Genomic DNA, 25,608 nt, shown 5'->3' with positions numbered 1-25,608 from the left:
TCTGGCAAGATCGTTCGTGTACAGTCACACTTTTTGCTAAAAAGCGCCGCGTTAGCTTTCCGCATCGCAGCGGTTATGATGGTGAGAAGATCCTGATCCCGGAGAGTATATGGCCGTAAAACAACAAGCCTTTCATCTGTTACGCCAGCTTTTTCAGCAGCATACGGCGCAGTGGCAGCTGGCGCTGCCTGAGCTGACCAAGCCGCAATACGCGGTGCTGCGATCGATAGCCGAAAACCCCGGCATCGAACAGGTGGCGCTGACCGAAGCCGCCGTCAGCACCAAAGCGACGCTTGCCGAAATGCTGAGCCGGATGGAGAGCCGCGGGCTGGTGCGCCGTGAAAGCGCGCCGGAGGATAAGCGCCGCCGGTTTATATACCTCACGCCAGAAGGCGAGGCGCTGTTGCACGCCAGTATTCCGAAGGGCGACGCCGTGGATGAAGCGTTTTTAGGCAAGCTGAACGCCGAAGAGCGGGCGCTGTTCGCAGCACTCATCACGCGGATGATAGACAAACCGTAACGCTATTTTCCGGCTGTCGCCTGCGCTTCGCGGGCGCGCAGAAAATCGATAAACCCCCGCACTTTGCCGGAAACGTGGCGCGCGTCGGGGTAAACCGCATAAACGCCCTGCGCGGGGAAGCGATACGCAGGGAGCAGCCGCACCAGCCTGCCCTCTTCCAGCGCGGTTTTAACCAGCCACGCGGGCAGCAGCGCCACGCCGCAGCCCTCCAGCGCGAACGTCATCAGCGCGCCTGCGCCGTCGGCCGCAATCACGGGCGGGCGCGTTATCTCAAACCACAGCGTCTCGTGGTGCGGGCCGGTGAGTTCCCAGCGCAGTGGCGACGCCAGCCGGGTATGCACCAGCCAGTCCGCATCGCCGAGCGCCCCGGGCGTTGAGATCGGGTGGCGCTCAAGCCACGCGGGCGACGCGACGGGGAAAATATCAAAACGGGAAATCAGCGCCGCACGGTAGGCGGAATCCTGCAACGTGCCGAGCCGGATAGCGACATCCACCCGCTCTGAGATTAAATCGGCGTGCTGCGACGACGAGAAATGGCGGATGCGCAGCGCCGGATGCGCGCGGCTGAAGGCGGCGAGCGCCGGGCCGACCACGTGCGTTGCATATTCCGGCGTGGTGGTCACACGCAGCTCGCCGCTGAACCCATCATGGCTTGCCTGCACATCGTCCAGCAACGCATCAGCATCTTTCAGCAATACCAGGCTGCGCTGGTATAACCGCTCGCCCGCGTCGGTCAGCGTCAGGCGGCGCGTCGAGCGCAGCAGCAGCGTCACGCCGAGTTCGCTTTCAAGCTGGCGGATATTAAAGCTGACTACAGCTTTGGTCTGCCCGAGCGCCGCTGCGGCACCGGTAAAACTTTTCGCGTCCACAACGGCGACAAACATAGCCAGCCGCGATAAATTCAGCATCGTCTTTGCGCCGATTGTCAAAAAGGGTTTGACAGTATATCAACCCGGACGCCGTTTTTCCTTTCATGGCGAGCGGTTAGAGTGCCCCTCTTCCACAGAGGGCGTGCCATGACCTATCGAAACAGAGTTACCCTGATTTATCTGCTGGGCTTTTTTCTCGATCTCATCAATATGTTTATCGCGGCGGTGGCCTTTCCGGCCATTGGCGAGGCGCTGCATGCGTCAGTGACGCAGCTTTCATGGATTAGCAACGCCTACATAGCCGGGCTGACGGTGGTTATCCCGCTCAGCGCCTGGCTCACGCAGCGCCTCGGCGCGCGGCGTCTGTTTTTACTGTCGCTGGCGCTGTTCACCGTGGCGACAGCGGCCTGCGGTATGGCGACGTCACTGGAGTCGCTCATCTTCTGGCGCATCATCCAGGGCGCGGGCGGCGGCGTGTTGATCCCGGTCGGGCAGGCGCTGGTCTGGCAGTTATATGCAAAACACGAGCGTGCCGGGCTCTCTTCCGCCGTGATGCTGACGGGCCTGCTGGCACCGGCGCTTTCGCCGGTCGCAGGCGGGGTTATTGTTCAGACGGCGGGCTGGCAGTGGGTTTTTCTGGCGAGCCTGCCGCTCTCGATGCTGGCGCTTGTGATGGCGTTCTGCTGGCTCAAACCCGATGCGCCAGCGCCCGATAAACGCCCGCTCGATACGATAAGCGTTATTACCGGCGCAGGCGGCCTGCTGCTGGTGCTGTTCGGGCTGAACGGGCTTAGCGAAAAAACGGCGCCGTGGCTTGCCGCGGCAGGTCTGGCGTCGGGCATGGTGCTTATGGCGCTGATGCTGCGCCGCTGTCGTCGTCATCCCGCGCCGCTGCTGAGAGTGCATCTGCTGGGCGAGCCGCTGATGCGTTTTTCGATGCTGGTTTATCAGTGCGTGCCCGGCATGTTTATTGGCGTTAACGTGGTCGGCATGTTCTGGCTACAAACCGTCGCGGGGCTTTCACCTGCCGCCAGCGGCGCGCTGATGGTGCCGTGGTCGGTGGCGTCATTTATGGCGATTTCCGCGACCGCCCGCCTGTTTAACCGCCTCGGCCCGCGGCCGTTAATTTCCCTCGGCTGCCTGTTGCAGGCGGGCGGGATTGTGCTGCTGACGCAAACCGATGCGCAGAGCCCGTGGGCGCTGCTGGTGACGGCGTTCTTTCTGATGGGCGCAGGCGGCAGCCTGTGCAGCAGTACCGCGCAGAGCAGCGCGTTTTTGCATACCGCCAACGCCAATATGCCCGACGCCAGCGCGCTGTGGAATATCAACCGCCAGCTCAGCTTCTGCTTTGGCGTCACGCTGGTGAGCCTCGCGCTGAATGCGCTGCTGATGTGGCTTTCGCCACTTATCGCCTGGCAGGCGACGTTTACCCTCGCGGCGGCGCTGACGCTGGTGCCGCTGGTTTTCGCGTGGCGCTTGCCCCGTCAGGCTGTCACGCTGTCATTTGTCGAAAAGAAGGAGAAGTGATGAATCGCTGGTTTAAAGAAGTTCTCGACGCCCATGTGGCGATTGAACGCTGGCTCGGCCGGGGCGAGGGCGATGTCCAGGAATTGCTGGGCCGCTTTAGCCCGGACTATTCCATGATCCCGCTGAACGGCGTGCCGCTCGATATGCACGCGCTTAACGCGTTCTTTACCGCTGCGGGCGGCAGTAAACCCGGGCTTGAGATTCAGGTGGACGCGCTTTCGGTGATCGCCGAATGGCCCGAAGGCGCGGTTGTAGGGTATCGCGAAACGCAGCGGATAGCGCAGGAGAGCACGGTGCGCTGGTCAACCGTCGTGTTTGAACTTCATGAGGGAGAGCCGCGCTGGCGTCACTTGCATGAAACACGGCAGGCGTAAGGCACAAAAGAAAAAGGCCAGTCGGATGACTGGCCCTTTTGACGGGAATGGTGATTATTCGCGGAACAGCGCTTCGATGTTCAGCCCCTGGCCCTGCAGAATTTCACGCAGACGGCGCAGGCCTTCAACCTGAATCTGGCGAACACGTTCACGAGTCAGGCCAATTTCACGGCCGACATCTTCAAGCGTTGCCGCTTCGTAACCGAGCAGACCGAAACGACGGGCCAGAACTTCACGCTGTTTGGCGTTCAGTTCGAACAGCCATTTGACGATGCTCTGTTTCATATCATCGTCTTGCGTGGTGTCTTCCGGGCCGTTGTCTTTCTCATCGGCCAGGATATCCAGCAGCGCTTTCTCTGAATCGCCACCCAGCGGGGTGTCAACAGAGGTAATACGCTCGTTCAGGCGCAGCATACGGCTAACGTCGTCAACTGGTTTATCCAGCTGTTCTGCAATCTCTTCTGCACTCGGTTCGTGGTCCAGTTTATGGGACAGTTCACGAGCGGTACGCAGATAGACGTTAAGCTCTTTTACGATGTGAATCGGCAGGCGAATCGTACGGGTTTGGTTCATGATTGCCCGTTCGATGGTCTGACGAATCCACCAGGTTGCGTACGTAGAGAAACGGAACCCGCGTTCCGGGTCAAATTTCTCAACAGCGCGGATAAGCCCCAAGTTGCCCTCTTCAATCAGATCCAGCAGCGCCAGACCACGATTGCTATAACGGCGGGCAATCTTCACCACCAGACGCAGGTTACTTTCAATCATGCGACGGCGGGAGGCTACATCACCACGCAGAGCGCGGCGTGCGAAATAAACTTCTTCTTCAGCGGTTAGCAGAGGCGAATAACCAATCTCACCAAGATACAGCTGAGTTGCATCTAATACACGCTGTGTTGAACCCTGCGACAGCAGCTCTTCTTCAGCCAGGTCGTTATCACTGGGTTCCTCTTCTACCAAGGCTTTTTCGTCAAAAGCCTCTACTCCGTTCTCATCAAATTCCGCGTCTTCATTTAAGTCATGAACTTTCAGCGTATTCTGATTCATAAGGTGGCTCCTACCCGTGATCCCTGAGCAAAGCGCCTGAAGAAGCGCACTCTGCCAATTTATCGCTGCGGCAAATAGCGCAGCGGGTTTACGGATTTCCCCTTGTAACGAATTTCAAAATGTAAGCGTGTTGAACTGGTTCCGGAGCTACCCATGGTAGCGATTTTCTGCCCCGCCTTAACTTCTTGTTGTTCCCGGACCAGCATTGTGTCGTTATGGGCGTAGGCACTCAGGTAATCATCGTTGTGTTTGATGATAATAAGATTACCGTAACCGCGAAGCGCATTACCGGCGTACACAACACGACCATCTGCGGTCGCGATGATTGCCTGTCCTTTGCTGCCTGCGATATCGATCCCTTTATTCCCCCCTTCAGCGGCGGAGAAGTTCTCGATAACGTTGCCTTCAGTCGGCCAGCGCCAGGTAGCGACAGGTGCGCTATTGGTCGTGCTGCTTACGGTCGGTTCTTGCGTGCTAACAACAGGTGCTGTGGAAGGAGCCACGACTGCCCCAGAGCTCACATTCCCAGGCAACATTTTGTTAGCACTCTGTTCACCTGAATCCTCAGAGTAAATAATTGTCGGTTTGGACGCAACTACTGTGCTGGTATTTTGCGCAGGTTTTGAGACTATTCCTTGTGCGCTTGCATCAGCTTGTGTAATTGCATTGCCACCTGTGATCGGCGTACCAGATGCGTTACCTACCTGCAACGTCTGACCGACATTAAGGCTGTACGGGGCTTCAATATGGTTACGCTGCGCGAGGTCACGGAAATCGTTCCCGGTAATCCAGGCGATATAAAACAGCGTATCCCCGCGTTTTACGGTATAGGTGCTGCCGCCCGCATAGCTGCCTTTCGGAATATTCCCATACTTGCGATTGTAAACAATACGGCCGTTCTGGGTCTGAACCGGCTGTTCGGGAATAACCTGCGCCTGACGCGGCTGGCTTATCTGCGGCTGAACCGGCGCTGGCTGAACCGGCGCTGGCTGAATCTGCGGCTGGCTTGCCTGCGTGGAGATATTCGATGGCGGCATAATCATCCCGCCGCCTGCGCCGGAACTGGCTTCTGCGCTGCTGCTCGCGCTGCCGCCAACGGAACTGACAGGCGCCGGTGCGGAGGAGTTATTTGAATTACATGCCGCCAGACAAAGCGAAATCAGTGACAGCGCCGCGACACGGCGTGCTGTGAAGGTTGGGCTTCCCGCGCTCATTTATCCCCCTGGAATGGTTTACTTCTCTATAAATACGATGACAACCGCTCTGCCCGGCGTCTGGCCGGCGCGATTTTCGCCCACCATACGCCAAAAACGCGCTAAAAACTCAGGAAAAATTCCTGGTTTACGCCAGCTCCCCTTTTACCAGAGGCACAAAGCGTACGGCTTCTACGGTGTCGATAATAAATTCGCTCCCCCGCCGACGAACGCGCTTTAACACCTGCTGTTCGTCGCCCACGGGAAGAACCAGAATGCCGCCCTCGTCCAGTTGCGACAGCAAGGCTGTCGGGATTTCAGGCGGAGCGGCAGTCACAATAATAGCGTCAAATGGCGCGCGCGCCTGCCAGCCCTGCCAGCCATCGCCGTGGCGGGTGGAGATATTGTGCAGATCGAGCTGCTTTAAACGCCGTCTGGCATGCCATTGCAGGCTTTTAATGCGCTCGACAGAACAGACATGATGCACCAGATGGGCCAGAATCGCCGTCTGGTAGCCGGAGCCGGTGCCGATTTCCAGCACCCGGGAGGCGGGCGTGAGCGTCAGAAGCTCGGTCATCCGCGCCACCATATAAGGCTGAGAAATGGTTTGCCCTGAACCAATAGGCAGCGCAACGTTTTCCCAGGCCTTGTGCTCAAACGCTTCATCGACAAATTTTTCACGCGGCACGCGCGAAATCGCCTCAAGCACGCGTTCATCTTTAATGCCCTGAGCACGCAGTTGATTCAGAAGGGTCTGAACACGATTGTTTACCATTGCCCGTTCACTCCGGCGCTGGATAACCAGCGGGTTACCACATCCTGCGCGCTGTGCGCGGTTAAATCGACATGCAACGGCGTGACGGAGACGTAGCCTTCGTCCACCGCGGCAAAATCGGTATCCGGGCCGGCGTCGAGCTTCTCGCCCGGCGGGCCAATCCAGTAGAGCGTGTTGCCGCGCGGATCGTCCTGCGGAATGACTTTATCCGCCGGATGACGGCTGCCGCAGCGGGTAACGCGAATGCCTTTGATCTCCTCAAGCGGCAGATCGGGCACGTTGATATTGAGGATGCGCCCGGTGCGCAGCGGCTCGCGGGCCAGCGCCCGTAACAGCGTGCAGGTCACGGCAGCGGCGGTCTCGTAGTGCTCGTGGCCGTTAAGAGACACCGCGAGCGCCGGCAGGCCCAGATGACGGCCTTCCATCGCCGCGGCCACGGTGCCGGAGTAAATGACGTCATCGCCAAGATTCGGCCCGGCGTTAATGCCAGAGACCACCACATCGGGGCGCGGGCGCATCAGCGCGTTAACGCCGAGGAAGACGCAGTCGGTGGGCGTGCCCATCTGCACCGCGATGTCGCCGTTGGGGTAGGTGAACGTGCGAAGCGAAGATTCGAGCGTTAAGGAGTTAGACGCGCCGCTACGGTTGCGGTCGGGAGCCACTACCTGAACGTCGGCGAATTCACGCAGCGCTTTCGCCAGCGCCTGAATGCCCGGCGCGTGGATCCCGTCATCATTACTTAACAATATCCGCATAACGCGCGTAATCCTTTCCTGGTGTTAAACATGCAAGCGTGATTCCTAAATCTCATTCTGCTTTTTCAGTTTGCCTGCGCTGAAGCTGATTCAGGCAGAAGGCCGGATAGCCGCTCGCTGGCATTCTAACGCGCGATGCCGCTGTCCGGTAGGGTCGATTTTCGCAATATCATGTCGTTACATGAGCAGGAGGAATAACGTCCCGCGCTTCGCGTCATCAGTTATTAGTTCATTTTTGCCAGGAAAGCCAAACAGTGGTGTTCAGGAAAAGCGCAATCCGCGAAAGCCGGGCGCTGGCTGTTTGACTGAGCGTGAAGACAAAAAAACCGCCCGGAGGCGGTTTTTGAATGCGTCGCGAAGAAGAAAACGCAATGGGGTGTTACTCGCTGATATCCGAGACATCGTCAGCGGTATTAAACAGCTCCCGGATAACGCTGGTGGCGAAGCTGCCGGCGGGCAGCCAGAAGCTCACCTCAAGCGTCGCATCGTCCTGCCACTGCCAGCGCAGTTCGCGCGGGAACAGTAACATGGCGCGTCGGGCGGCCTCGACCTTTTCACGGGTCAACAGCGTGAGCAGCTCGGTTTCATCTGCAAGCGTCGTCTGCTCAAACGCCAGCGCCGCGCGCTGCGTACCCCAGTCGCCGCTGCCGGGCAGCGCGGCGGTGATAAGCAGCTCGCCGCTGTCCACGCGAGCCTGTAAATCAGTAAGCTCTTCAGGGGTGGTGACAAACCAGCTGCCGCGTCCGGCGAGTTGCAGCGCATCACCGTCCATCACCTGATTTACCCCGAAGCGTTGCAGACGTTCGCTGACCAGCGTGTTAAACATTAGGCTGCGCGCGGCAGAGAGCGCGAAGCCGCGCTTATTGCGCTCGCGCGGCGGCTGGCCGGTTTGCGCCCAGCGCTTCGCCTGGTAGATATTGCTGCCGCCCCGCCCGAAACGCTGCGGGCCGAAATAGTTCGGCACGCCCTTTTCGCTAATCAGGCCCAGGCGCTGTTCGATTTCATCGCGGTGCGTGATATCGCGCAGCACCAGCGAGAAGCGGTTGCCTTTCAGCGCGCCTAAACGCAGCTTGCGGCGGTGACGGGCGAACTCCAGCACCTCACAGCCTTCCAGCGTAAACGCGCGCATCGCGGGCATCTCTTTGCCCGGCAGACGCGCGCACAGCCACTGCTCCGTGACCGCGTATTTATCTTTCTGTCCCGCAAAGCTGACTTCACGCGCCGCAATGCCGAGAAACTTCGCCAGCGCGTCCGCCACCGCGCGGGTGTTGCAGCCGGTTTTACGGATGCGCACCAGCAGATGTTCACCGTCGCCGTCCGGCGCGAAGCCTAAATCCTCGACCACCTGAAAATCAGTCGGGCTGGCCTTCAGACGCCCCTGCCCCTGCGGCTGACCGTGCAGCCAGCGCAGCGTGTTGAAATCACTCATGCGCCAGCCTTCATCAGCAGCGCCACGGCTTCGCAGGCGATGCCTTCGCCGCGGCCGGTAAAGCCGAGTTTTTCCGTGGTGGTCGCTTTCACGTTCACCTGATCCATATGGCAGCCCAGATCTTCGGCGATAAACACGCGCATCTGCGGGATGTGCGGAGCCATTTTCGGTGCCTGAGCGATGATGGTGACATCGACGTTGCCAAGCGTGTAGCCCTTCGCCTGGATACGACGCCAGGCTTCACGCAGCAGTTCGCGGCTGTCAGCGCCTTTAAAGGCCGGATCGGTATCCGGAAAGAGTTTGCCGATATCGCCCAGCGCCGCCGCGCCAAGCAGCGCGTCGGTCAGCGCGTGGAGAGCCACATCGCCGTCAGAGTGTGCCAGCAGCCCTTGCTCATAAGGAATACGGACGCCGCCAAGAATAATCGGGCCTGTGCCACCAAAGGCGTGTACGTCAAAACCATGTCCGATACGCATTATGCCGTCTCCATAGGGGTTAAGCGGGTAAGATAGAACGCCGCCAGAGCCAGATCCTCAGGGCGGGTCACTTTAATATTGTCCGCGCGACCGGCGACCAGCTCCGGGTGGAAACCGCAGTGCTCCAGCGCCGAGGCTTCGTCGGTAATGGTCGCGCCTTCCGCGAGCGCGCGCGTCAGGCAGTCGCGCAGCAGTTCCAGCGGGAACAGCTGCGGGGTGAGCGCATGCCAGAGGTTTTCGCGATCGACGGTATGCGCGATAGCGGGTTTGCCCGGCTCCGCGCGCTTCATGGTGTCGCAGGCGGGCGCGGCGAGAATGCCGCCGACCTGGCTGGTTTCTGTTAAGGCCAGCAGCCGTTCGAGATCCTGGGCGCTAAGACACGGGCGCGCGGCGTCATGCACCAGCGCCCAGCGCGCGTCGCCCGCGGCCTGAAGCCCGGCCAGTACGGAATCAGCCCGCTGCGCGCCGCCGCGCACCACCTGGATATCCGGATGCGCCGCAAGCGGCAGCCGGGCGAAGGCAGTGTCAGCAGGGCTTATCGCGATGATCACCCGGCTGATGCGCGGATGCTGCAACAGCGGGGCGACCGCGTGTTCGAGAATCGTCTGGTTCCCGATGGTGAGGTATTGTTTGGGACATTCCGTCTGCATACGGCTGCCGATTCCGGCCGCCGGCACCACGGCAATCACGTCCGCAAAGGAAGGCGCCATGTGTAAAACCCGCTTCTGGTTATCGATTATTTTGCGCAGGCCCACCGGCGCGTTTTGTGGCGTCCGGCACCAGACGATAGAAGGTTTCGCCCGGTTTGGTCATGCTTAATTCGTTGCGCGCGCGCTCTTCGATAGCTTCCTGACCGCCGTTGAGATCGTCTATCTCGGCGAAAAGCTGATCGTTACGCGCTTTGAGTTTGGCGTTCGTGGCCTGCTGTACCGCCACGTCGTCGGCTACGCGGGAATAGTCGTGGATGCCGTTTTTTCCAAACCACAGCGAATACTGTAGCCAGACCAGCAAAGCCAGCAATAGCAGCGTTAGTTTACCCATTCTGCCCCCTGAAAAACGGCCTCATCATCCCATAACTTCCCGCCGGACTCTACCCGGCTTGCTACGACGTGCAGGTTAAGAAATTAAACAGCGGCAGAATGTACCACAGAAAGCGCGCCGATGCGCATGCGCCAGTAGAGAGAGTGTGAAAATCGCGAAAGGTTAGCTCACCAGCCAGAGAAAGAGCAGACCGAACATCAGCCCGACGCTGATGAGCGTGGCAAGCGTGCTGTAGACCAGACGGCGCTCCAGCAGCGAAAAGACCGCCACGCCGACCACCACGGCCACCGGCATCAAGGCCAGAAAAAACGGCCAGGTATAGAGCATGAAAAAGAGCGTATTGGAGCCGTAGAGCAGAAACGGCGCGCCAAGCGCCAGCAGCCACGAAATAAAGCCCACCACGGCACCAGGCCAGGCCCAGGTGGGTTCTTCGACGGCAGGCGCGCTATCCGCCTGGGTGACAATCATATTCGTGGTATTCCGCATCGCTTATCCTGTGACGTGACGGGCCGGGAAAAGGACTCCCGGCGCGGTCTCAGGATTTGATGATATCTTCGCGACGCAGCAGGTCTAACAATTGCGCCATCAAATTTGTTACCAATTGTTGACCGTCGAGATGAATTTCCGGCCTCTCGGGTGCCTCATACACGGCATCAATACCGGTAAAGTTACGCAGTTCTCCGGCGCGGGCTTTTTTATAGAGCCCCTTCGGATCGCGCGCTTCGCACACCGAAAGCGGCGTGTCCACAAACACTTCGATGAAGCGCCCTTCGCCCAGCTGATCGCGCACCATCTGACGCTCGGCGCGGTGCGGCGAGATAAACGCGGTCAATACAACAAGACCGGCGTCCACCATGAGTTTCGCCACTTCACCGACGCGGCGAATGTTCTCTTTACGATCGTCGTCGCTAAAGCCCAGATCGCTGCACAGGCCGTGGCGCACGTTGTCGCCATCCAGCAGATAGGTGCTGACGCCAAGCTGATGCAGCGCCTCTTCCAGCGCCCCCGCGACGGTGGATTTTCCGGAGCCCGAAAGCCCCGTAAACCACAGCACTACGCCGCGGTGGCCGTGGAGCTGCTCGCGCTGCGCCGCGGTCACCGGGTGGGCGTGCCAGACGACATTTTCGTCATGCTGCGCCATTATTTGCCTCCCAGCAGATCGCGCGCGCCCCAGTGCGGGAAGTGACGGCGAATCAGCTGATTCAGCTCCAGCTCAAACGCGCTGAACGCGGAAGGCTCCTGATACACATTCTGTTGCGGCTCGCGCACCATACCCGCGCCGACCGTCACGTTAGAGAGGCGGTCGATAAAGATAAGCCCGCCGGTCACCGGGTTTTCCTGGTATTTATCGAGGTTCAGCGGCTCGTCGAAGGTCAGATCCACAAGGCCGATGCCGTTGAGCGGCAGGTTTTCCACCACGCGCTGGGTCAGATTGTTGATATCGACCTGATAGTGGATGTTATCCACGCGCGCGCGGGTTTTCTTCCCGGCGATTTTGATGTCGTAGCTCTGGCCAGGCACCAGCGGCTGCTCGGCCATCCAGACCACATCCACCGCCGCGCTTTGCACCGCGGCCAGCGTCTGGGAGGCGTCCACCAGCAGGTCGCCGCGGCTGATGTCGATTTCATCTTTCAGCACCAGCGTGACGGCTTCGCCCGCGCCCGCTTCCTCTAAATCGCCGTCAAAGGTGACGATGCGCGCCACGCTCGACTCCACGCCGGACGGCAGCGCCTTCACGCGCTGGCCCACTTTCACCACGCCGCCCGCGACGGTGCCCGCGTAACCACGGAAATCGAGGTTCGGGCGGTTAACGTACTGCACCGGGAAGCGCAGCGGCTGCTCATCGACCACGCGCTGGATCTCGATATTTTCCAGCACTTCCAGCAGCGTCGGGCCGGTATACCACGGCATATTCTGGCTCTGCACCGCCACGTTGTCGCCTTCCAGCGCCGACAGCGGCACAAAGCGAATGTCCAGGTTTCCCGGCAGCTGGCCCGCGAACGTCAGATAATCCTGGCGAATGCGCTCAAACGTCTCTTCGCTGAAATCCACCAGATCCATTTTGTTCACCGCCACCACCAGATGCTTGATGCCGAGCAGCGTGGAGATAAAGCTGTGGCGGCGGGTCTGATCCAGCACGCCTTTACGGGCATCCATCAGCAGAATAGCCAGATCGCAGGTCGAAGCCCCGGTCGCCATATTGCGGGTGTACTGCTCATGCCCCGGGGTGTCGGCGATGATAAATTTGCGTTTTTCGGTGGAGAAATAGCGGTACGCCACGTCGATCGTGATGCCCTGCTCGCGCTCGGCCTGAAGGCCATCCACCAGCAGCGCGAGATCCAGTTTCTCGCCCTGGGTGCCGTGGCGCTTGCTGTCATTATGCAGCGACGAGAGCTGATCTTCATAAATCTGGCGGGTATCGTGTAGCAGACGGCCAATCAGGGTACTTTTCCCGTCATCCACGCTGCCACAGGTCAGAAAGCGCAGCAGGCTTTTGTGCTGCTGAGCGTGCAGATAGGCTTCCACGCCGCCTTCTTTGGCGATCTGTTGTGCGATAGTGGTGTTCATGGCGGCTCCTTAGAAATAACCCTGACGTTTTTTAAGCTCCATTGAGCCTGCCTGGTCGCGGTCGATAACGCGCCCCTGGCGCTCGCTGGTGGTGGAGACGAGCATCTCTTCGATGATCTCCGGCAGCGTCTGCGCGTTCGATTCCACCGCGCCGGTCAGCGGCCAGCAGCCCAGAGTACGGAAGCGCACCATGCGCGGTTTGATCTCTTCGCCCGGCTGCAAATCGATACGATCGTCGTCGATCATCATCAGCATGCCGTCGCGCTCCAGCACCGGACGCTCGGCGGCCAGGTACAGCGGTACAATCTCGATATTTTCCAGGTAGATGTACTGCCAGATATCCAGCTCGGTCCAGTTGGAGAGCGGGAAGACGCGGATGCTTTCGCCTTTGTTGATCTGGCCGTTGTAGTTGTGCCACAGCTCCGGGCGCTGGTTTTTCGGGTCCCAGCGGTGGAAGCGGTCGCGGAAGGAGTAGATACGCTCTTTCGCGCGCGATTTCTCTTCATCGCGGCGCGCGCCGCCGAAGGCCGCGTCGAAACCGTATTTGTTCAGCGCCTGCTTCAGCCCTTCGGTTTTCATGATGTCGGTGTGCTTGGCGCTGCCGTGAACGAACGGGTTAATGCCCATCGCCACGCCTTCCGGGTTTTTGTGCACCAGCAGCTCGCAACCGTAGGCTTTGGCGGTGCGGTCGCGAAATTCGTACATTTCACGAAACTTCCAGCCGGTATCCACATGCAGCAGCGGGAACGGCAGCGTGCCGGGGTAAAACGCCTTGCGCGCCAGATGCAGCATGACGCTGGAGTCTTTACCGATGGAGTACATCATCACCGGGTTGGCGAATTCCGCAGCCACTTCACGAATGATATGGATGCTTTCCGCCTCCAGTTGCCGCAGGTGAGTGAGTCGTTTTTGATCCATAACCTTTCCTTAAGCCAGATTCACCACGGAAGAACGAGGGTTTTCCGCGTCGGTTGAATGTTGAAACCAGGCGAGCTGCTGGTGGAGCTGCACCACTTCGCCCACAACGAGCAGCGCGGGCATGGGGGCGTCTTTCGCAAGAATATTGAGTGTGTCGAGCGTGCCGGTCAGAACGCGCTGATCCTCACGCGTGCCGCGGCTTATCACCGCGACCGGCGTTTTGGCGTCGCGGCCATGCGCGATAAGCTGCTGGCTTATCTCCGCCGCTTTCATGGTGCCCATATAGATAGCGAGCGTCTGGCGGCTTTTGGCGAGCAGCGCCCAGTCGAACGGCTCGCTGTCCGGTTTGTAATGGCCGGTGACGAACACCGCGCTCTGGGCGTAATCACGATGGGTCAGCGGAATACCGGCATAGGCCGTGGCGCCGCTGGCCGCCGTGACGCCGGGCACGACCTGAAACGGCACGCCTGCGGCTTTCGCCGCTTCCAGCTCTTCACCGCCGCGCCCGAAAATAAACGGGTCGCCGCCTTTCAGGCGCACCACGGTTTTGCCCTCGCGGGCGAAATCAATCAGCATCTGGTTGGTTTCATGCTGCGCCACAGCGTGCGCGCCCGCGCGTTTGCCCACACAGATGCGGTCGGCGTCGCGGCGCACCAGATCCAGCACGCCGTCGCTCACCAGATGGTCGTAAAGCACGACGTCCGCCTGCTGCATCACCTGCAAACCGCGCAGCGTCAACAGCCCCGCGTCGCCAGGGCCCGCGCCCACCAGAATGATTTCCCCCTGCGGGCCTTGCGGCGCGTCGAGTTCGGCTTCCAGCACCGCTTCGGCGGCGCGGGTGTCGCCTGCGGCCATCAGGCTCGCAAAGCGTCCGCGAAAGGCTTTCTCCCAGAAGCGGCGGCGTCCGTCGGTCGTGGGAATGCGCGCTTTAATGCGATCGCGAAAGCCGCCCGCTACCTCGGCCATTCGTCCGAGGCTTGCGGGCAGCAGAGATTCGATTTTCTCGCGCAGCAGCCGCGCCAGCACCGGCGCGTTGCCGCTGGAGGAGATAGCGACGATAAGCGGCGAGCGGTCAACGATTGAGGGGAAAATAAACGAGCACAGCGGCTGATCGTCCACCACGTTGACCAGGCGCTGACGGGCGTTAGCCTCATCAAAGACCCGGCAGTTGAGCGCCGCGTCACTGGTCGCCGCGATAACGAGAAACACGGCGTCGAGCTGCGCAGGCTCAAATGTCTGCGCCAGCCAGCGCAGCGCGCCTTCCTGCTCAAGCGCTGCGAGCTCCGGGTGCAGCTTTTTCGCCACGACAGAGACGCAGGCGCCCGCGCGACGCAGCAGCGCGATTTTACGCAGCGCCACTTCGCCGCCACCGACCACCAGCACCGGGCGGTGTTTCAGTTGAGCAAATAACGGGAGATATTCCACGACGATACAACTCGCTAACAACAGGGGACCAGAGGGGACTATAGGGGGAGGCCGATCGCAGATGAAATTACGAATTGGCATTTATAGTTCCACAAAGGAATAAGGCCGCAGAAATGCAAATATCAAAAAGTGCTTAAGCCGTGAAATTTCTGGCGTTTAACGGTAAATCAAATTGTATAACCGACGTCACAGTTTCATACTAAGCGCCATTAACTGGTCGCGCTTTTTTGAGTAAGGACGTTCTATGTTTTCCGCAGTGCGCCACTGCACCCTGAGCCTGGCGCTGAGCGTATGCTTCACCCTGCCCGCTTTTTCGCAACCCCTTCATCCCGGCGATATCGCCAGTGAGCAAACCCGTCATATCGCGACGTTATTTCCAGGCCGCATGACCGGATCGCCCGCTGAGATGCTCGCTGCAGATTATCTGCGTCAGCAATTTGTGCGTCTCGGTTACCAGAGCGATATTCGCGCGTTTCACAGCCGCTATATCTACACCGCCGGAAACCATCGTACCAACTGGCAGAACGTGACCGGCAGCACTGTCATTGCCGCCCACGAAGGCACATCGCCGCAACAGATTATCGTGATGGCGCATTTTGATACCTATGCGCCGCAGAGCGACGCGGATGTCGATAACAATCTTGGCGGGCTGACGCTACAGGGCGTGGATGACAACGCGGCGGGCGTCGGCGTGATGCTGGAGCTGGCGGAGCGTCTTAAAGATGTGCCGACGCGCTACGGCGTGCGCTTTATCGCCACCAGCGGCGAAGAAGAAGGCGGCATGGGCGCGGAGAACCTGCTTAAGCGGATGAGCGACATTGAGAAAAAACAGACGCTGCTGGTGATTAACCTCAGCCATCTGGTGGCGGGCGATAAACTCGCGTTTACCAGCGGTAAGCGTACGCCTGCCGCAGTGCGCCAGCTCACGCGCGACAGCGCGGTGAAGCTTGCGCGCCGTTTTGGCATTCCGGTCGCGGCAAACAGCGTGCTGCCTGAGGATAACGATGCCGCCGCGTTTGATAACGCGGGTATCCCGGTGCTGGCGATTGCCGCCGTCAATGACGCCACCCGCCATCGCGGGCGTCATGCGCTCGCGATGGCGCACAACGCCCGCGAGGATAGCCTGCAATATCTGGATCAGACGCTGCCGGGGCGTATCGACAAACGCTGTCGCGACGTGATGCGCGTACTGCTGCCGCTGGTGAAAACGCTGGCGAAAGCGGAGAAGTAAAAAAGCGCGCCTCAGGGCGCGCTTTTTATTAGCCTTCGTGCAGGCCGCACTCGCGTTTAAGACCAAAGAAGCGGGTCTCTTCTTCCGCCATGCCGGGCTCCCATTTACGGGTGGTATGGGTATCGCCCACCGAGAGATAGCCTTCGTCCCACAGCGGGTGGTATTTCAGCCCGTGCTTCTGGAGGTACTGATAAACAGTGCGGTTGTCCCAGTCGATGATCGGTAGAATTTTAAAGACGCCGCGCTGCACGCCCAGCACCGGCAGATTCGCGCGGCTACCGGACTGATCGCGGCGCAGGCCCGCAAACCAGGTCTGCGCGTTAAGTTCTTTCAGCGCACGGTTCATCGGCTCGACTTTATTGATGTCGTTGTATTTCTCGATCCCTTCAACGCCCTGCTCCCACAGCTTGCCGTAGCGCGCCTCCTGCCAGGCCGGGCTTTGCTCGGCGCGGTAGATTTTCAGGTTCAGGTTGAGCTTTTCGGTCAGCTCGTCGATAAAGCGGTAGGTTTCCGGGAAGAGATAGCCGGTATCGGTGAGGATCACCGGAATATCCGGGCGCTGCTGCGTGACCAGATGCAGGCAGACCGCCGCCTGGATGCCGAAGCTTGAGGAGAGCACAAACTCGCCCGGCAGGTTTTCCAGCGCCCAGCTGACGCGCGCCTCGGCGCTTAACGCCTCAAGCTGCGCGTTGGTGTCGGCCAGCGCCCCGGCACGGGCGTCTTTTTCCAGTGCGTTCAGCGCATGTAGATCGAGTACGGACATGTGAACCTCGCTTGCATGAATGTGATACCGGTGTGGCGGTGACGCGCCAGGCGATGGCGAACCCTTCACGCGTCGGCGGGTGCGCTACGCTTACCCGCCCTACGAAATTTCAGCCTTTCGTGTGGCAGTTGTAGGGTGGATAAGCGCAGCGCATCCACCGTTACCGCCCACCGCGCTAACCGCTTATTCCCAGAAATCCCGCGCCGGATCGAGCACCGGACGGATAATCCCGGCGCGCACCGTGAAATCGCCAAACCCTTCGCCCGGCTCGCGCTCCTGCGCCCAGCGGCCGACCAGCTCGTCGATATTATCGAGGATCTCCGATTCGGTAATGTTCTCACGATACATCCGCGGAATACGCGTACCAATGCGGTTGCCGCCAAGGTGCAGGTTGTAGCGCCCCGGCGCTTTACCCACCAGGCCCAGCTCCGCCAGCATCGCGCGGCCGCAGCCGTTCGGGCAGCCGGTCACGCGCAATACAATGTGCTCCTCCGCCAGGCCATGCTTCGCCATGATCCCGTCGACTTTATCGATAAACTGCGGCAGGAAACGCTCCGCCTCAGCCATCGCCAGCGGACAGGTCGGGAAAGAGACGCACGCCATCGAGTTTTCACGCTGCGGCGTCACGCCCGCCATCAGGCCGTGCGCGCGGGCGAGCTGTTCGATCTTCGCCTTATCGCCTTCCGGCACGCCCGCCACGATCAGGTTCTGGTTGGCGGTCAGGCGGAAATCGCCTTTATGGATTTTGGCGATTTCCTTCAGGCCGGTTTTCAGCGGCTTGTCCGGGAAATCGAGAATACGGCCGTTTTCGATAAACAGCGTCAGGTGCCATTTATCATCGATACCTTTCACCCAGCCAATGCGATCGCCGCGGCCGGTAAATTCATACGGACGCACCGGCTCAAACGTCACGCCTGCGCGACGTTCCACTTCCGCTTTAAAGACGTCAGGCCCGACGCGCTCCAGCGTATATTTGGTTTTGGCGTTTTTACGATCGGTGCGGTTGCCCCAGTCGCGCTGGGTCGTCACCACCGCTTCGGCCACCGCCAGGGTATGCTCCAGCGGAATGTAGCCAAACTCGGTCGCGGTGCGCGCGTAGGTTTTCTTGTTGCCGTGCTCAATAGAGAGCCCGCCGCCCACCAGCAGGTTAAAGCCTACCAGCTTGCCGTTTTCCGCAATGGCGACGAAGTTCATGTCGTTCGCGTGCAGATCGACCTCGTTCTGCGGCGGCACCACAACGGTAGTTTTGAACTTACGCGGCAGATAGGTCGCGCCGAGGATCGGTTCTTCGTCGGTGGTCGCCACTTTCTCCTGATCGAGCCAGATCTCCGCATACGCGCGGGTGCGCGGCAGCAGATGCTCAGAGAGCTTCTTCGCCCACTCGTAAGCTTCGGCATGCAATTGCGACTCGACCGGGTTTGACGTGCAGAGCACGTTACGGTTCATGTCGTTGGCAGTCGCCAGCGCGTCAAGCCCGATGGAATGCAGCATCTGATGCGCCGGCTTGACGTTTTTCTTCAGCAGGCCGTGATACTGGAACGTCTGGCGGTTGGTCAGACGAATGCTGCCGTAAATGGTGTTTTCTTCAGCGAACTTGTCGATAGCCAGCCACTGCTGCGGCGTCATGATGCCGCCCGGCAGACGGCAGCGCAGCATCATCGCGTGACGCGGCTCCAGCTTCTGGGCAGCACGCTCGGCGCGGATATCGCGGTCATCCTGCTGATACATGCCGTGAAAGCGGATCAGCAGAAAGTTGTCGCCATTAAACCCGCCGGTCAGCCCGTCATGTAAATCTTCGGCAATGGTGCCGCGCAGGAAGTTACTTTCACGCTTCATGCGTTCCGCATCGGAAAGTTTTCCTTCGACCACCAAAGGTCCTGGGTATTTTTCGCTCATCAGTAGACGTCTCGCTGGTAACGGCGCTCAACGCGCAGCTCACTTAAATATTCATCCGCCGCTTCGGCATCCATCCCGCCGTAAGCCGCAATCACTTCCAGTAACGCCTGCTCAACATCTTTCGCCATGCGATTAGCGTCGCCGCAGACATAAAGGTGTGCGCCTTCCTGGATCCAGCGCCACAGCTCCGCGCCCTGCTCGCGGATTTTATCTTGTACGTAAATTTTATGGTCCTGATCGCGTGACCAGGCAAGGTCGATGCGGGTCAACAGCCCTTCTTTGACATAGCGCTGCCATTCGACCTGGTAGAGGAAATCCTCTGTAAAGTGCGGGTTGCCGAAGAAAAGCCAGTTTTTACCGGTCGCGCCATCGGCTTCGCGCTGCTGCATAAAGGCGCGGAACGGCGCGATGCCGGTGCCGGGGCCAATCATAATGACGGGGGTTTCAGGCGTTGCCGGCAGGCGGAAGTTGTCGTTGTGCTCGATGAACACACGCACTTCGCTATCTTCTTCCAGACGGTCGGCAAGGTAGCTCGACGCCCCGCCCGCACGCGCGCGGCCTTCGATGTCGAAACGCACCACGCCGACGGTAATGTGCACTTCGTTTTCGACTTCCGCCTGTGACGAAGCGATGGAATAGAGGCGCGGCGTAAGGGGGCGCAGCAAACCGAGCAGTTGGTCGGCCTCAAGCTGGGCCGGTGCGAAGCGCACCATATCGACGATGGGCGTCCTGGCGGCATAGTCCTGCAGCTTCGCTTTATCACCTACCAGCGGCAGCAGCGCTTCACTGCGGGTCAGCGTCGCGTAATTTTCAACGATAGCGGCGGTGTTCACCGTCAGCTCGAAATGCCATTGCAGCGCTTCGCTGAGCGGCAGCGTTTTCTCGCCCACCGTCACCGGCTCGTCGCCTTTCAGCCACAGCAGCTCAAGAAGTTCCTGCACCAGCGCCGGATCGTTCTGATACCAGACGCCGAGCGCGTCGCCCGGCTGATAGCGCAGGCCCGCATCGCCGAGATCGATTTCGATATGGCGCACGTCTTTTTCTGAATGACGACCGGTGATTTTCTGATTCACCGAGAGCGTCGCGGTAAGCGGCGATTCTTTGGTATAAGGGGTCGAATCGACCAGATTGACCGCGCCGCTGGCTGTGATCGCCGCCTGGGACGGCGCTTCTTTCGGCACGCGCGCTTTCAGGACATCTACCACGCGCTGACGCCACGCCTGGGCAGCCGCCTGGTATTCGACATCGGCATCCACGCGATCCAGCAGGCGCTCGGCGCCGAGTTCCGCAAGACGGGTATCGAAATCTTTACCGGCCTGGCAGAAGTGTTCATAAGAGGTGTCGCCAAGGCCAAAGACGGCGAAAGCCGTGCCATCAAGCTTCGGCGCTTTTTTCGATAGCAGGAATTTGTGCAGCGCGACGGCTTCTTCCGGCGGATCGCCTTCGCCCTGGGTTGAGGCCACGACGATAAGCAGTTTTTCCTGGGCAATTTGTTTGAATTTATAGTCGCCCGCGTTTACCAGATTCACATTGAGCTGCGCCGCCAGCAGATCGTCGCGCAGCGCTTCCGCCACGCGGCGCGCGTTGCCGGTCTGGGAAGCGGAAATCAGCGTAATCACCGACGCCGGCGCCGCGGGCGTTTGCATCACCGCTGCACCTGGCTGTTGGTTTACCATTCCCCAGAAATAGCCCGAAAGCCAGGCGAGCTGCGTGGGGGTGAAATCATGAGTCGCCGTCTGAAGGCGAGCCAGCTGCTCCGGGCTGAGCGGGAGCAAAGCGTTCGGTGGGGCCTGAGTCGTCATGCGTCGTTATGTTCCAGTAGCAAAGCTGTTTTTTATCGCAAAAACAGAAGAGAAAGTAAGGGTAACGGCGGCAAGAATAACAATTAAAGAAGGGATGGAAATAATAAATAACCAAATGGACTAACCAGTTTTACCAATAAGCATAAGCGTAAAAACGGGTTAACCAATCAATTGAAATTAATGATTATTTTTTTAAATAGCGATGCGTTTTGTGCGCTTATCGTTTATGAGGGTTTTAGTTAATGCTAAAAACGGTCAATTCCGGTACTATGCGGCGGTTTTTTAGCAAGACTGAGACTGCGTTATGCCTACCACCCTGTTTAAAGATTTTATCTTCGAAGCCGCTCACCGACTCCCCCATGTCCCCGAAGGCCACAAGTGCGGTCGTCTGCACGGACACTCTTTTATGGTGCGCCTGGAGATAACGGGCGAGGTGGACCCTCATACCGGCTGGATTATCGATTTTGCCGAGCTAAAAGCGGCGTTTAAACCGATTTACGATAGCCTGGATCACTATTATCTGAACGATATTCCGGGCCTTGAAAACCCGACCAGCGAAGTGCTGGCGCGCTGGATCTGGGATCAGATGAAACCCCGTCTGCCGCTGCTGAGCGCGGTGATGATTAAAGAGACCTGCACCGCCGGTTGCGTGTATCGCGGCGAATAAGTTTCTTTCGGTGTGAGTGATTTTGATGGCGGATGCGCGTTCTGATGGCGGGTGCGCTGTGCTTACCCGCCCTACTCACAGGACATCTTTAAATGTATGTAGGGTGGGTAAGCGAAGTTCTGCTGCGGGTGCGCTGCGCTTACCCGCCCTACCATACCAAAGCAATGGCATTCTCGTAGGGTGGGTAAGCGCAGCGCACCCACCGCTCACATGCCACACACAAAAAAGAGGGGCTTCATGCCCCTCTTTTTTGTTTATGCGATATTCAGATACTTATGCGTCTGCATCGACAGCCGCCAGTTGCGGGCGATACAGGTTTCAATGCACAAGCGGGTCGCATCTTCTTTCTGGCTAATCGGCTGCAGCGCGATCACCCGCTGTCTTTCGTCATGCAGACGCGCCAGCAGTTCATCCAGCGCCTCGATATCACGCATACGCCCCACCGGGTGCTTGATTTCATCGGCGCGCATCAGCGCCTGATCCAGCACCTCGTAACCGCCGCGCATATTCACTTTCGGCGAAACCGTCACCCAGGTGCCCGTGGTACAGCGCACCTCATGGGTGCCGCTGGTTTCAATCTGGCAGCTATAACCGTGTGCTTCCAGAAGCTCCGTTAAGGGCAGCAGGTCGTGAATACACGGCTCACCGCCAGTGATCACCACATGGCGCGCGGTATAAGCCTGGCGCTCAATGGCCGCCAGCAAATCTTCCGGGCTCGCCGCGCCCCATTTATCGCTCTCTTTGGTTTTCGCGATAATGCTGAAAAGCGACACTTCCCGATCGGCGAGCGTCTCCCAGGTGTGTTTGGTGTCGCACCAGGCACAACCTACGGGGCATCCCTGCAGACGAATAAAAATGGCGGGCACGCCGGTAAAATAACCCTCGCCCTGCAGGGTCTGAAACATCTCATTAATCGGGTACTGCATGATTCACTCAGTTGATGACTAAAACGGTAATTATTACAGATAACCGTCGGACTGGCATGTGCCATTTGCGCTATCCGGGCCACCGCAGCCAGGCCCGATAAGCATTCCCCCCGAATTCCAGGGCATTGGCAGGCCTGTAAATCGGCAGTTACTATGGCGCGGGATGGCCAGCCGGATAACAAGGACAAGGCGAAAGTTATGGTACGCATATTAACGTCATTCATTTTAACAATAGCGCTGACGTTAGTGAGCGGGAGCGCGCTGGCGCAGCCCCTCGACGTGCCGCCGATGCGTGGCGTTATTAACGATCCCGCCGATCTGCTGAGCGGGCAGGAATACGTGGCCTTGCTTGACGATGTATCGGCTATCAATACCCGCACCCACGCGCAAACGGCAATTCTGGTGTTACCGGAATTAAAAGGCGACAACCTGGAGCGTTTTGCGACGCGCACTTTTAATACCTGGCGGCTCGGCAATGCGCAGCGCAACGATGGCGTGCTGATTCTGGTCGCCTGGCACGATCGTCTGGTGCGTATCGAAACGGGGCGCGGGCTGCAGAAGACGATTCCGGATGCACTGGCGAGCCGGGTAATCAAAGAACAGATGCTGCCCTGGTTCAGGGCGGGCGATCTCACGGCGGGCCTGCGTCACGGGCTGACCGGTATCGACGCGCTGCTCAGCCATCAGCCGCTGCCGCCTGCGACATCGCCCTCGTGGATACAGGCCTGGCTTAAGCCGTTGCTGCTGAATTTCTCTTACTGGCTGGCCTTGCCTGTTCTCGCCATCGTGCTGTTTGCCTTAATCATGCTGCGCAAAAAGAAAACGCTGGTGACGCTCTTTTTCGGCACCTCCTGCCTGCTGACGCCCGCGCTTGCCATCACCAGCAACTTTTTCCCGTGGGTGGAGCCCTTTCTCTGGCTGAGCTTTTCCGTGCCCTTTCTGTTGATGATCCTGGCGCTGGTCGTGGTGTTTGCCTTCCCGAATTATCGGCTCAGCGCGGCAGGTAACGGCTCATCGTCCGGCGATACCTCCGCCGCCTGGCTTGCGACCAGCCACCTTCACTCGTCCTCAGGCAGCGACAGCGCCAGCCATCACAGCAGCCACCACAGCGTCAGCTCGGGCGATGGCGGCTCAAGTGACGGCGGCGGCTCATCAGACAACTGGTGAGCGCAGCGCGTCGGCGAAGCGGCGAGTGATTTGCTGCGGGCGCGTAATCGCGCCGCCCACCACCACCGCGTGCGCGCCGAGCGCCAGACAGCGCGCCGCACCCTCCGGTGTGTCCACATTCCCTTCGGCAATAACCGGGACCGTCACCGCTGCCAGCACGGCGTTTAGCAGCGCAAAATCGTTCTCCGGCAGACGATGCCCCTGGGTGTTCGCCGTGTAACCATAAAGCGTGGTGCCCACGCAGTCGAAACCGAGCGCTTCAGCCGTCACGGCCTCTTCAACGCTTGAGACATCCGCCATCAGCAGTACATCAGGCCAGGTATGGCGGATCTTCCCGACGAACTGTTCGAGCGTTTCGCCGCCAGGGCGCGGACGTGCGGTGGCATCCAGGGCGATCATCTCAGGCGCCGCTTCCATCAGCTCGCTGACTTCGCGCATCGTCGCGGTGATAAACACGTCGCTTGCGGGATAATCCCGTTTAATGATGCCAATGACCGGCAGCGCGACCTGTTCTTTTATCGCGATGATATCGGCCACGCTGTTGGCGCGGATCCCCGCCGCCCCGCCCTGTGCGGCGGCCAGCGCCATCCTCCCCATAATAAACGGGCTGTGCAGCGGTTCGTTTTCCAGCGCCTGGCAGGAGACCACCAGCTTTCCTTTAATCTGCTCTAACATCGTTGACCTCAGCTTAATAGCTCTTCGACTTCGTTCTTAATAATCGTGACATGCGGGCCGTAGATGACCTGTACGCCATTGCCGCGAAGGATCACGCCGCGCGCGCCGGTCGCCTTCAGCGCGGCCTCATCGACTTTGGTTCCATCGTTCACGGTGACGCGCAACCGCGTGGCGCAGCAGTCGACCTCCTGAAGGTTTTCCCGCCCGCCGAGCCCGGCCACGACGGCCTGCGCCCGCTCGCTGTCTTTTATCGCCACGCTGTCCTGGGTTTCTTTCTCCCGGCCGGGTGTGGCGAAATCGAAACGTGTAATGAGGAAACGGAACGTGAAGTAATAGAGGAAAAACCACGGCACGCCGACCAGCGGCACCATTAGCCAGTGCGTTTTCGCCTCGCCCTGCAAGACCCCAAAGAGAATGAAATCGATAAAACCGCCTGAGAATGTCTGGCCGATAGTGATGTGCAGAATGTGCGCCAGCATAAAAGCCAGCCCGTCGAAGAAGGCGTGGATGACATAAAGCACGGGCGCGACAAACAGGAAGGAGAACTCAATCGGCTCGGTGATGCCGGTGAGGAATGAGGTCAACGCCGCAGAAAGCAGCAGACCGGCGACGCGCTTTTTATTCTCTGGCTTCGCGGTGTGGTACATCGCAAGGCACGCGCCGATCAGACCAAACATCATGGTAATGAAGCGCCCGGACATAAACCGCGATGTGCCGATATAAAACTGCTGCGTGGTCGGGTCTGCGAGCTGCGCGAAGAAAATACGCTGCGTGCCTTCCACCAGCTGGCCGTTGACGATTTCGCTGCCGCCGAGCGCCGTCGTCCAGAAAGGCAGATAGAAGATATGATGCAGGCCGAACGGGCCAAGCATACGCAGGACAAAACCATACAGCAGCGTGCCGACATAACCGGTCGCCTCAACCAGCCCGCCAAGCCCGAAAATCAGCTTCTGAAAATGTGGCCAGACGACGGTCATCGCCGCGCCGACCACAATCGCCGCCAGCGCGCTGATGATAGGTACAAACCGCGATCCGCCAAAAAATCCCAGAAACTGCGGCAGCGCGATTTTATTAAACCGCTGATGCAGCGCGCAGGTCACAAGGCCAATCACCACGCCGCCGAAAACGCCGGTTTCCAGCGTCTGGATCCCGAGCACCATTCCCTGGCCGACCGCGCCAGGATTGCTCTGCGCGAGCTGGCCGGTCAAAGTCAGCAGCGCATTGATGGTAGCGTTCATCACCAGAAACGCCAGTAACGCGGCAAGACCGGCCGTGCCTTTATCGGTACGCGCGAGCCCCACCGCCACGCCAACGGCAAACAGCACCGAAAGATTCGCAAAGACGATCGCCCCGGCGCTGCTCATGATCGTGAAAATCGCCTGCAGCCAGCCGACATCGAGAAAAGGATACGCCGTGAGCGTGTTGGGATTGGAGAGCGCGCCACCCACGCCAAGCAACAGGCCCGCCGCCGGTAACACGGCAATCGGCAACATAAACGATTTACCAAAACGCTGCGCCTTTTCAAACCAGCGCCCTGACGATGTTCCGCTGAAAAATGCCATGG

27 protein-coding genes are annotated in these 25,608 nt (G+C 59.4%); 7 read left to right on the top strand and 20 right to left on the bottom strand.

Features of this window, described 5'->3' with window-relative positions:
• The first annotated feature begins 109 nt into the window (after positions 1 to 109).
• Positions 110 to 520 carry a MarR family transcriptional regulator gene (locus G9X48_RS15785; protein ID WP_007870392.1) on the top strand — a complete coding sequence of 137 codons (411 nt, stop codon included), beginning with the start codon at positions 110 to 112 and terminating at the stop codon, positions 518 to 520.
• Positions 521 to 522: 2 nt separating this feature from the next.
• On the opposite strand, the gene G9X48_RS15780 is transcribed toward G9X48_RS15785, so the two are convergent.
• On the bottom strand, positions 523 to 1,428 hold the full coding sequence (locus G9X48_RS15780) for a LysR family transcriptional regulator (RefSeq protein ID WP_097641952.1): 906 nt from the start codon (positions 1,426 to 1,428) through the stop codon (positions 523 to 525).
• A gap of 108 nt (positions 1,429 to 1,536) precedes the next feature.
• Between G9X48_RS15780 and G9X48_RS15775 the strand changes: the two genes are divergently transcribed.
• Both G9X48_RS15775 and G9X48_RS15770 read left to right on the top strand, forming a co-directional pair.
• Positions 1,537 to 2,916, top strand: a complete 1,380-nt coding sequence (locus tag G9X48_RS15775) for an MFS transporter (protein ID WP_097641951.1) — start codon at positions 1,537 to 1,539, stop codon at positions 2,914 to 2,916.
• Complete coding sequence (locus tag G9X48_RS15770; RefSeq protein WP_097641950.1) at positions 2,916 to 3,290, top strand: DUF4440 domain-containing protein; 375 nt, start codon at positions 2,916 to 2,918, stop codon at positions 3,288 to 3,290. Before G9X48_RS15775 ends, G9X48_RS15770 begins: the two co-directional genes overlap by 1 nt.
• A gap of 54 nt (positions 3,291 to 3,344) precedes the next feature.
• Here G9X48_RS15770 and rpoS read toward each other — a convergent pair whose 3' ends face one another.
• The 13 genes from rpoS to cysG form a co-directional block, all read right to left on the bottom strand.
• Entirely contained in the window at positions 3,345 to 4,337 is a 993-nt protein-coding gene (gene rpoS, locus G9X48_RS15765; protein ID WP_007663544.1) for an RNA polymerase sigma factor RpoS, read from the bottom strand.
• A 59-nt stretch (positions 4,338 to 4,396) separates the two neighbouring features.
• Positions 4,397 to 5,551: a murein hydrolase activator NlpD gene (nlpD, locus tag G9X48_RS15760; RefSeq protein ID WP_054625629.1), complete on the bottom strand. Its 1,155-nt coding sequence runs from the start codon at positions 5,549 to 5,551 to the stop codon at positions 4,397 to 4,399.
• A gap of 127 nt (positions 5,552 to 5,678) precedes the next feature.
• On the bottom strand, positions 5,679 to 6,305 hold the full coding sequence (locus tag G9X48_RS15755) for a protein-L-isoaspartate(D-aspartate) O-methyltransferase (protein ID WP_012123933.1): 627 nt from the start codon (positions 6,303 to 6,305) through the stop codon (positions 5,679 to 5,681).
• Positions 6,299 to 7,060, bottom strand: a complete 762-nt coding sequence (gene surE, locus G9X48_RS15750; protein WP_004387924.1) for a 5'/3'-nucleotidase SurE — start codon at positions 7,058 to 7,060, stop codon at positions 6,299 to 6,301. Before surE ends, G9X48_RS15755 begins: the two co-directional genes overlap by 7 nt.
• Positions 7,061 to 7,439: 379 nt before the next feature.
• Complete coding sequence (truD, locus tag G9X48_RS15745; protein WP_085046283.1) at positions 7,440 to 8,489, bottom strand: tRNA pseudouridine(13) synthase TruD; 1,050 nt, start codon at positions 8,487 to 8,489, stop codon at positions 7,440 to 7,442.
• Positions 8,486 to 8,965, bottom strand: coding sequence for a 2-C-methyl-D-erythritol 2,4-cyclodiphosphate synthase (ispF, locus tag G9X48_RS15740; protein ID WP_007851809.1), 480 nt, complete (start codon positions 8,963 to 8,965; stop codon positions 8,486 to 8,488). The genes truD and ispF overlap by 4 nt, the downstream gene beginning before the upstream one ends.
• Positions 8,965 to 9,675 carry a 2-C-methyl-D-erythritol 4-phosphate cytidylyltransferase gene (gene ispD, locus G9X48_RS15735; protein ID WP_012123931.1) on the bottom strand — a complete coding sequence of 237 codons (711 nt, stop codon included), beginning with the start codon at positions 9,673 to 9,675 and terminating at the stop codon, positions 8,965 to 8,967. The genes ispF and ispD overlap by 1 nt, the downstream gene beginning before the upstream one ends.
• Positions 9,676 to 9,694: 19 nt before the next feature.
• Complete coding sequence (gene ftsB / locus G9X48_RS15730; RefSeq protein ID WP_004387922.1) at positions 9,695 to 10,006, bottom strand: cell division protein FtsB; 312 nt, start codon at positions 10,004 to 10,006, stop codon at positions 9,695 to 9,697.
• 162 nt (positions 10,007 to 10,168) lie between these two features.
• Positions 10,169 to 10,492: a DUF3561 family protein gene (locus tag G9X48_RS15725; RefSeq protein WP_004387921.1), complete on the bottom strand. Its 324-nt coding sequence runs from the start codon at positions 10,490 to 10,492 to the stop codon at positions 10,169 to 10,171.
• Positions 10,493 to 10,541: 49 nt separating this feature from the next.
• Positions 10,542 to 11,147 carry an adenylyl-sulfate kinase gene (gene cysC / locus G9X48_RS15720; protein WP_097641949.1) on the bottom strand — a complete coding sequence of 202 codons (606 nt, stop codon included), beginning with the start codon at positions 11,145 to 11,147 and terminating at the stop codon, positions 10,542 to 10,544.
• Positions 11,147 to 12,574 carry a sulfate adenylyltransferase subunit CysN gene (gene cysN, locus G9X48_RS15715; protein WP_007777742.1) on the bottom strand — a complete coding sequence of 476 codons (1,428 nt, stop codon included), beginning with the start codon at positions 12,572 to 12,574 and terminating at the stop codon, positions 11,147 to 11,149. The genes cysC and cysN overlap by 1 nt, the downstream gene beginning before the upstream one ends.
• 9 nt (positions 12,575 to 12,583) lie before the next feature.
• Entirely contained in the window at positions 12,584 to 13,492 is a 909-nt protein-coding gene (gene cysD, locus G9X48_RS15710; RefSeq protein ID WP_004387918.1) for a sulfate adenylyltransferase subunit CysD, read from the bottom strand.
• 9 nt (positions 13,493 to 13,501) lie between these two features.
• Complete coding sequence (cysG, locus tag G9X48_RS15705) at positions 13,502 to 14,917, bottom strand: siroheme synthase CysG (protein ID WP_097641948.1); 1,416 nt, start codon at positions 14,915 to 14,917, stop codon at positions 13,502 to 13,504.
• Between the two features lie 244 nt (positions 14,918 to 15,161).
• Here cysG and G9X48_RS15700 point away from each other — a divergent pair, with 244 nt between their 5' ends.
• The gene (locus tag G9X48_RS15700; RefSeq protein WP_097641947.1) at positions 15,162 to 16,148 is read left to right on the top strand and encodes an aminopeptidase; all 987 of its coding nucleotides are present in this window, start codon (positions 15,162 to 15,164) and stop codon (positions 16,146 to 16,148) included.
• A gap of 28 nt (positions 16,149 to 16,176) precedes the next feature.
• On the opposite strand, the gene cysH is transcribed toward G9X48_RS15700, so the two are convergent.
• From cysH to cysJ, 3 genes are all read right to left on the bottom strand, one after another.
• Positions 16,177 to 16,911, bottom strand: a complete 735-nt coding sequence (gene cysH / locus G9X48_RS15695) for a phosphoadenosine phosphosulfate reductase (protein WP_004387915.1) — start codon at positions 16,909 to 16,911, stop codon at positions 16,177 to 16,179.
• 183 nt (positions 16,912 to 17,094) lie between these two features.
• On the bottom strand, positions 17,095 to 18,807 hold the full coding sequence (cysI, locus tag G9X48_RS15690; protein WP_097641946.1) for an assimilatory sulfite reductase (NADPH) hemoprotein subunit: 1,713 nt from the start codon (positions 18,805 to 18,807) through the stop codon (positions 17,095 to 17,097).
• Positions 18,807 to 20,609 carry an NADPH-dependent assimilatory sulfite reductase flavoprotein subunit gene (cysJ, locus tag G9X48_RS15685; protein ID WP_088276341.1) on the bottom strand — a complete coding sequence of 601 codons (1,803 nt, stop codon included), beginning with the start codon at positions 20,607 to 20,609 and terminating at the stop codon, positions 18,807 to 18,809. The genes cysI and cysJ overlap by 1 nt, the downstream gene beginning before the upstream one ends.
• Between cysJ and G9X48_RS21620 the strand changes: the two genes are divergently transcribed.
• Together G9X48_RS21620 and queD are read left to right on the top strand one after the other, a co-directional pair.
• Positions 20,608 to 20,733, top strand: a complete 126-nt coding sequence (locus tag G9X48_RS21620) for a hypothetical protein (protein ID WP_007701306.1) — start codon at positions 20,608 to 20,610, stop codon at positions 20,731 to 20,733. The genes cysJ and G9X48_RS21620 overlap by 2 nt on opposite strands.
• Before the next feature lie 180 nt (positions 20,734 to 20,913).
• Entirely contained in the window at positions 20,914 to 21,276 is a 363-nt protein-coding gene (queD, locus tag G9X48_RS15680) for a 6-carboxytetrahydropterin synthase QueD (RefSeq protein ID WP_004387911.1), read from the top strand.
• Positions 21,277 to 21,530: 254 nt separating this feature from the next.
• Here queD and queE read toward each other — a convergent pair whose 3' ends face one another.
• Positions 21,531 to 22,202: a 7-carboxy-7-deazaguanine synthase QueE gene (queE, locus tag G9X48_RS15675; RefSeq protein WP_004386873.1), complete on the bottom strand. Its 672-nt coding sequence runs from the start codon at positions 22,200 to 22,202 to the stop codon at positions 21,531 to 21,533.
• 198 nt (positions 22,203 to 22,400) lie between these two features.
• Between queE and G9X48_RS15670 the strand changes: the two genes are divergently transcribed.
• Complete coding sequence (locus G9X48_RS15670) at positions 22,401 to 23,369, top strand: TPM domain-containing protein (protein WP_097641956.1); 969 nt, start codon at positions 22,401 to 22,403, stop codon at positions 23,367 to 23,369.
• On the opposite strand, the gene G9X48_RS15665 is transcribed toward G9X48_RS15670, so the two are convergent.
• Positions 23,355 to 24,044: an N-acetylmannosamine-6-phosphate 2-epimerase gene (locus tag G9X48_RS15665; protein ID WP_097641945.1), complete on the bottom strand. Its 690-nt coding sequence runs from the start codon at positions 24,042 to 24,044 to the stop codon at positions 23,355 to 23,357. The genes G9X48_RS15670 and G9X48_RS15665 overlap by 15 nt on opposite strands.
• Positions 24,045 to 24,052: 8 nt before the next feature.
• Positions 24,053 to 25,606 carry a PTS transporter subunit EIIC gene (locus tag G9X48_RS15660; RefSeq protein WP_097641944.1) on the bottom strand — a complete coding sequence of 518 codons (1,554 nt, stop codon included), beginning with the start codon at positions 25,604 to 25,606 and terminating at the stop codon, positions 24,053 to 24,055.
• Positions 25,607 to 25,608: the final 2 nt, after the last annotated feature.

The organism is Cronobacter sp. HA18006 (assembly GCF_011605445.1).
Lineage (GTDB): Bacteria > Pseudomonadota > Gammaproteobacteria > Enterobacterales > Enterobacteriaceae > Cronobacter > Cronobacter sakazakii.
This window is presented reverse-complemented; position numbering and strand designations above follow the sequence as displayed.

Coding starts and splice junctions, on each gene's coding strand:
- G9X48_RS15785 (WP_007870392.1), top strand. CDS start 110: ATGGCCGTAAAACAACAAGCCTTTCATCTGTTACGCCAGCTTTTTCAG.
- G9X48_RS15780 (WP_097641952.1), bottom strand. CDS start 1,428: ATGCTGAATTTATCGCGGCTGGCTATGTTTGTCGCCGTTGTGGACGCG.
- G9X48_RS15775 (WP_097641951.1), top strand. CDS start 1,537: ATGACCTATCGAAACAGAGTTACCCTGATTTATCTGCTGGGCTTTTTT.
- G9X48_RS15770 (WP_097641950.1), top strand. CDS start 2,916: ATGAATCGCTGGTTTAAAGAAGTTCTCGACGCCCATGTGGCGATTGAA.
- rpoS (WP_007663544.1), bottom strand. CDS start 4,337: ATGAATCAGAATACGCTGAAAGTTCATGACTTAAATGAAGACGCGGAA.
- nlpD (WP_054625629.1), bottom strand. CDS start 5,551: ATGAGCGCGGGAAGCCCAACCTTCACAGCACGCCGTGTCGCGGCGCTG.
- G9X48_RS15755 (WP_012123933.1), bottom strand. CDS start 6,305: ATGGTAAACAATCGTGTTCAGACCCTTCTGAATCAACTGCGTGCTCAG.
- surE (WP_004387924.1), bottom strand. CDS start 7,060: ATGCGGATATTGTTAAGTAATGATGACGGGATCCACGCGCCGGGCATT.
- truD (WP_085046283.1), bottom strand. CDS start 8,489: ATGAGTGATTTCAACACGCTGCGCTGGCTGCACGGTCAGCCGCAGGGG.
- ispF (WP_007851809.1), bottom strand. CDS start 8,965: ATGCGTATCGGACATGGTTTTGACGTACACGCCTTTGGTGGCACAGGC.
- ispD (WP_012123931.1), bottom strand. CDS start 9,675: ATGGCGCCTTCCTTTGCGGACGTGATTGCCGTGGTGCCGGCGGCCGGA.
- ftsB (WP_004387922.1), bottom strand. CDS start 10,006: ATGGGTAAACTAACGCTGCTATTGCTGGCTTTGCTGGTCTGGCTACAG.
- G9X48_RS15725 (WP_004387921.1), bottom strand. CDS start 10,492: ATGCGGAATACCACGAATATGATTGTCACCCAGGCGGATAGCGCGCCT.
- cysC (WP_097641949.1), bottom strand. CDS start 11,147: ATGGCGCAGCATGACGAAAATGTCGTCTGGCACGCCCACCCGGTGACC.
- cysN (WP_007777742.1), bottom strand. CDS start 12,574: ATGAACACCACTATCGCACAACAGATCGCCAAAGAAGGCGGCGTGGAA.
- cysD (WP_004387918.1), bottom strand. CDS start 13,492: ATGGATCAAAAACGACTCACTCACCTGCGGCAACTGGAGGCGGAAAGC.
- G9X48_RS15700 (WP_097641947.1), top strand. CDS start 15,162: ATGTTTTCCGCAGTGCGCCACTGCACCCTGAGCCTGGCGCTGAGCGTA.
- cysH (WP_004387915.1), bottom strand. CDS start 16,911: ATGTCCGTACTCGATCTACATGCGCTGAACGCACTGGAAAAAGACGCC.
- cysI (WP_097641946.1), bottom strand. CDS start 18,807: ATGAGCGAAAAATACCCAGGACCTTTGGTGGTCGAAGGAAAACTTTCC.
- G9X48_RS21620 (WP_007701306.1), top strand. CDS start 20,608: ATGCGTCGTTATGTTCCAGTAGCAAAGCTGTTTTTTATCGCAAAAACA.
- cysJ (WP_088276341.1), bottom strand. CDS start 20,609: ATGACGACTCAGGCCCCACCGAACGCTTTGCTCCCGCTCAGCCCGGAG.
- queD (WP_004387911.1), top strand. CDS start 20,914: ATGCCTACCACCCTGTTTAAAGATTTTATCTTCGAAGCCGCTCACCGA.
- queE (WP_004386873.1), bottom strand. CDS start 22,202: ATGCAGTACCCGATTAATGAGATGTTTCAGACCCTGCAGGGCGAGGGT.
- G9X48_RS15670 (WP_097641956.1), top strand. CDS start 22,401: ATGGTACGCATATTAACGTCATTCATTTTAACAATAGCGCTGACGTTA.
- G9X48_RS15665 (WP_097641945.1), bottom strand. CDS start 24,044: ATGTTAGAGCAGATTAAAGGAAAGCTGGTGGTCTCCTGCCAGGCGCTG.
- G9X48_RS15660 (WP_097641944.1), bottom strand. CDS start 25,606: ATGGCATTTTTCAGCGGAACATCGTCAGGGCGCTGGTTTGAAAAGGCG.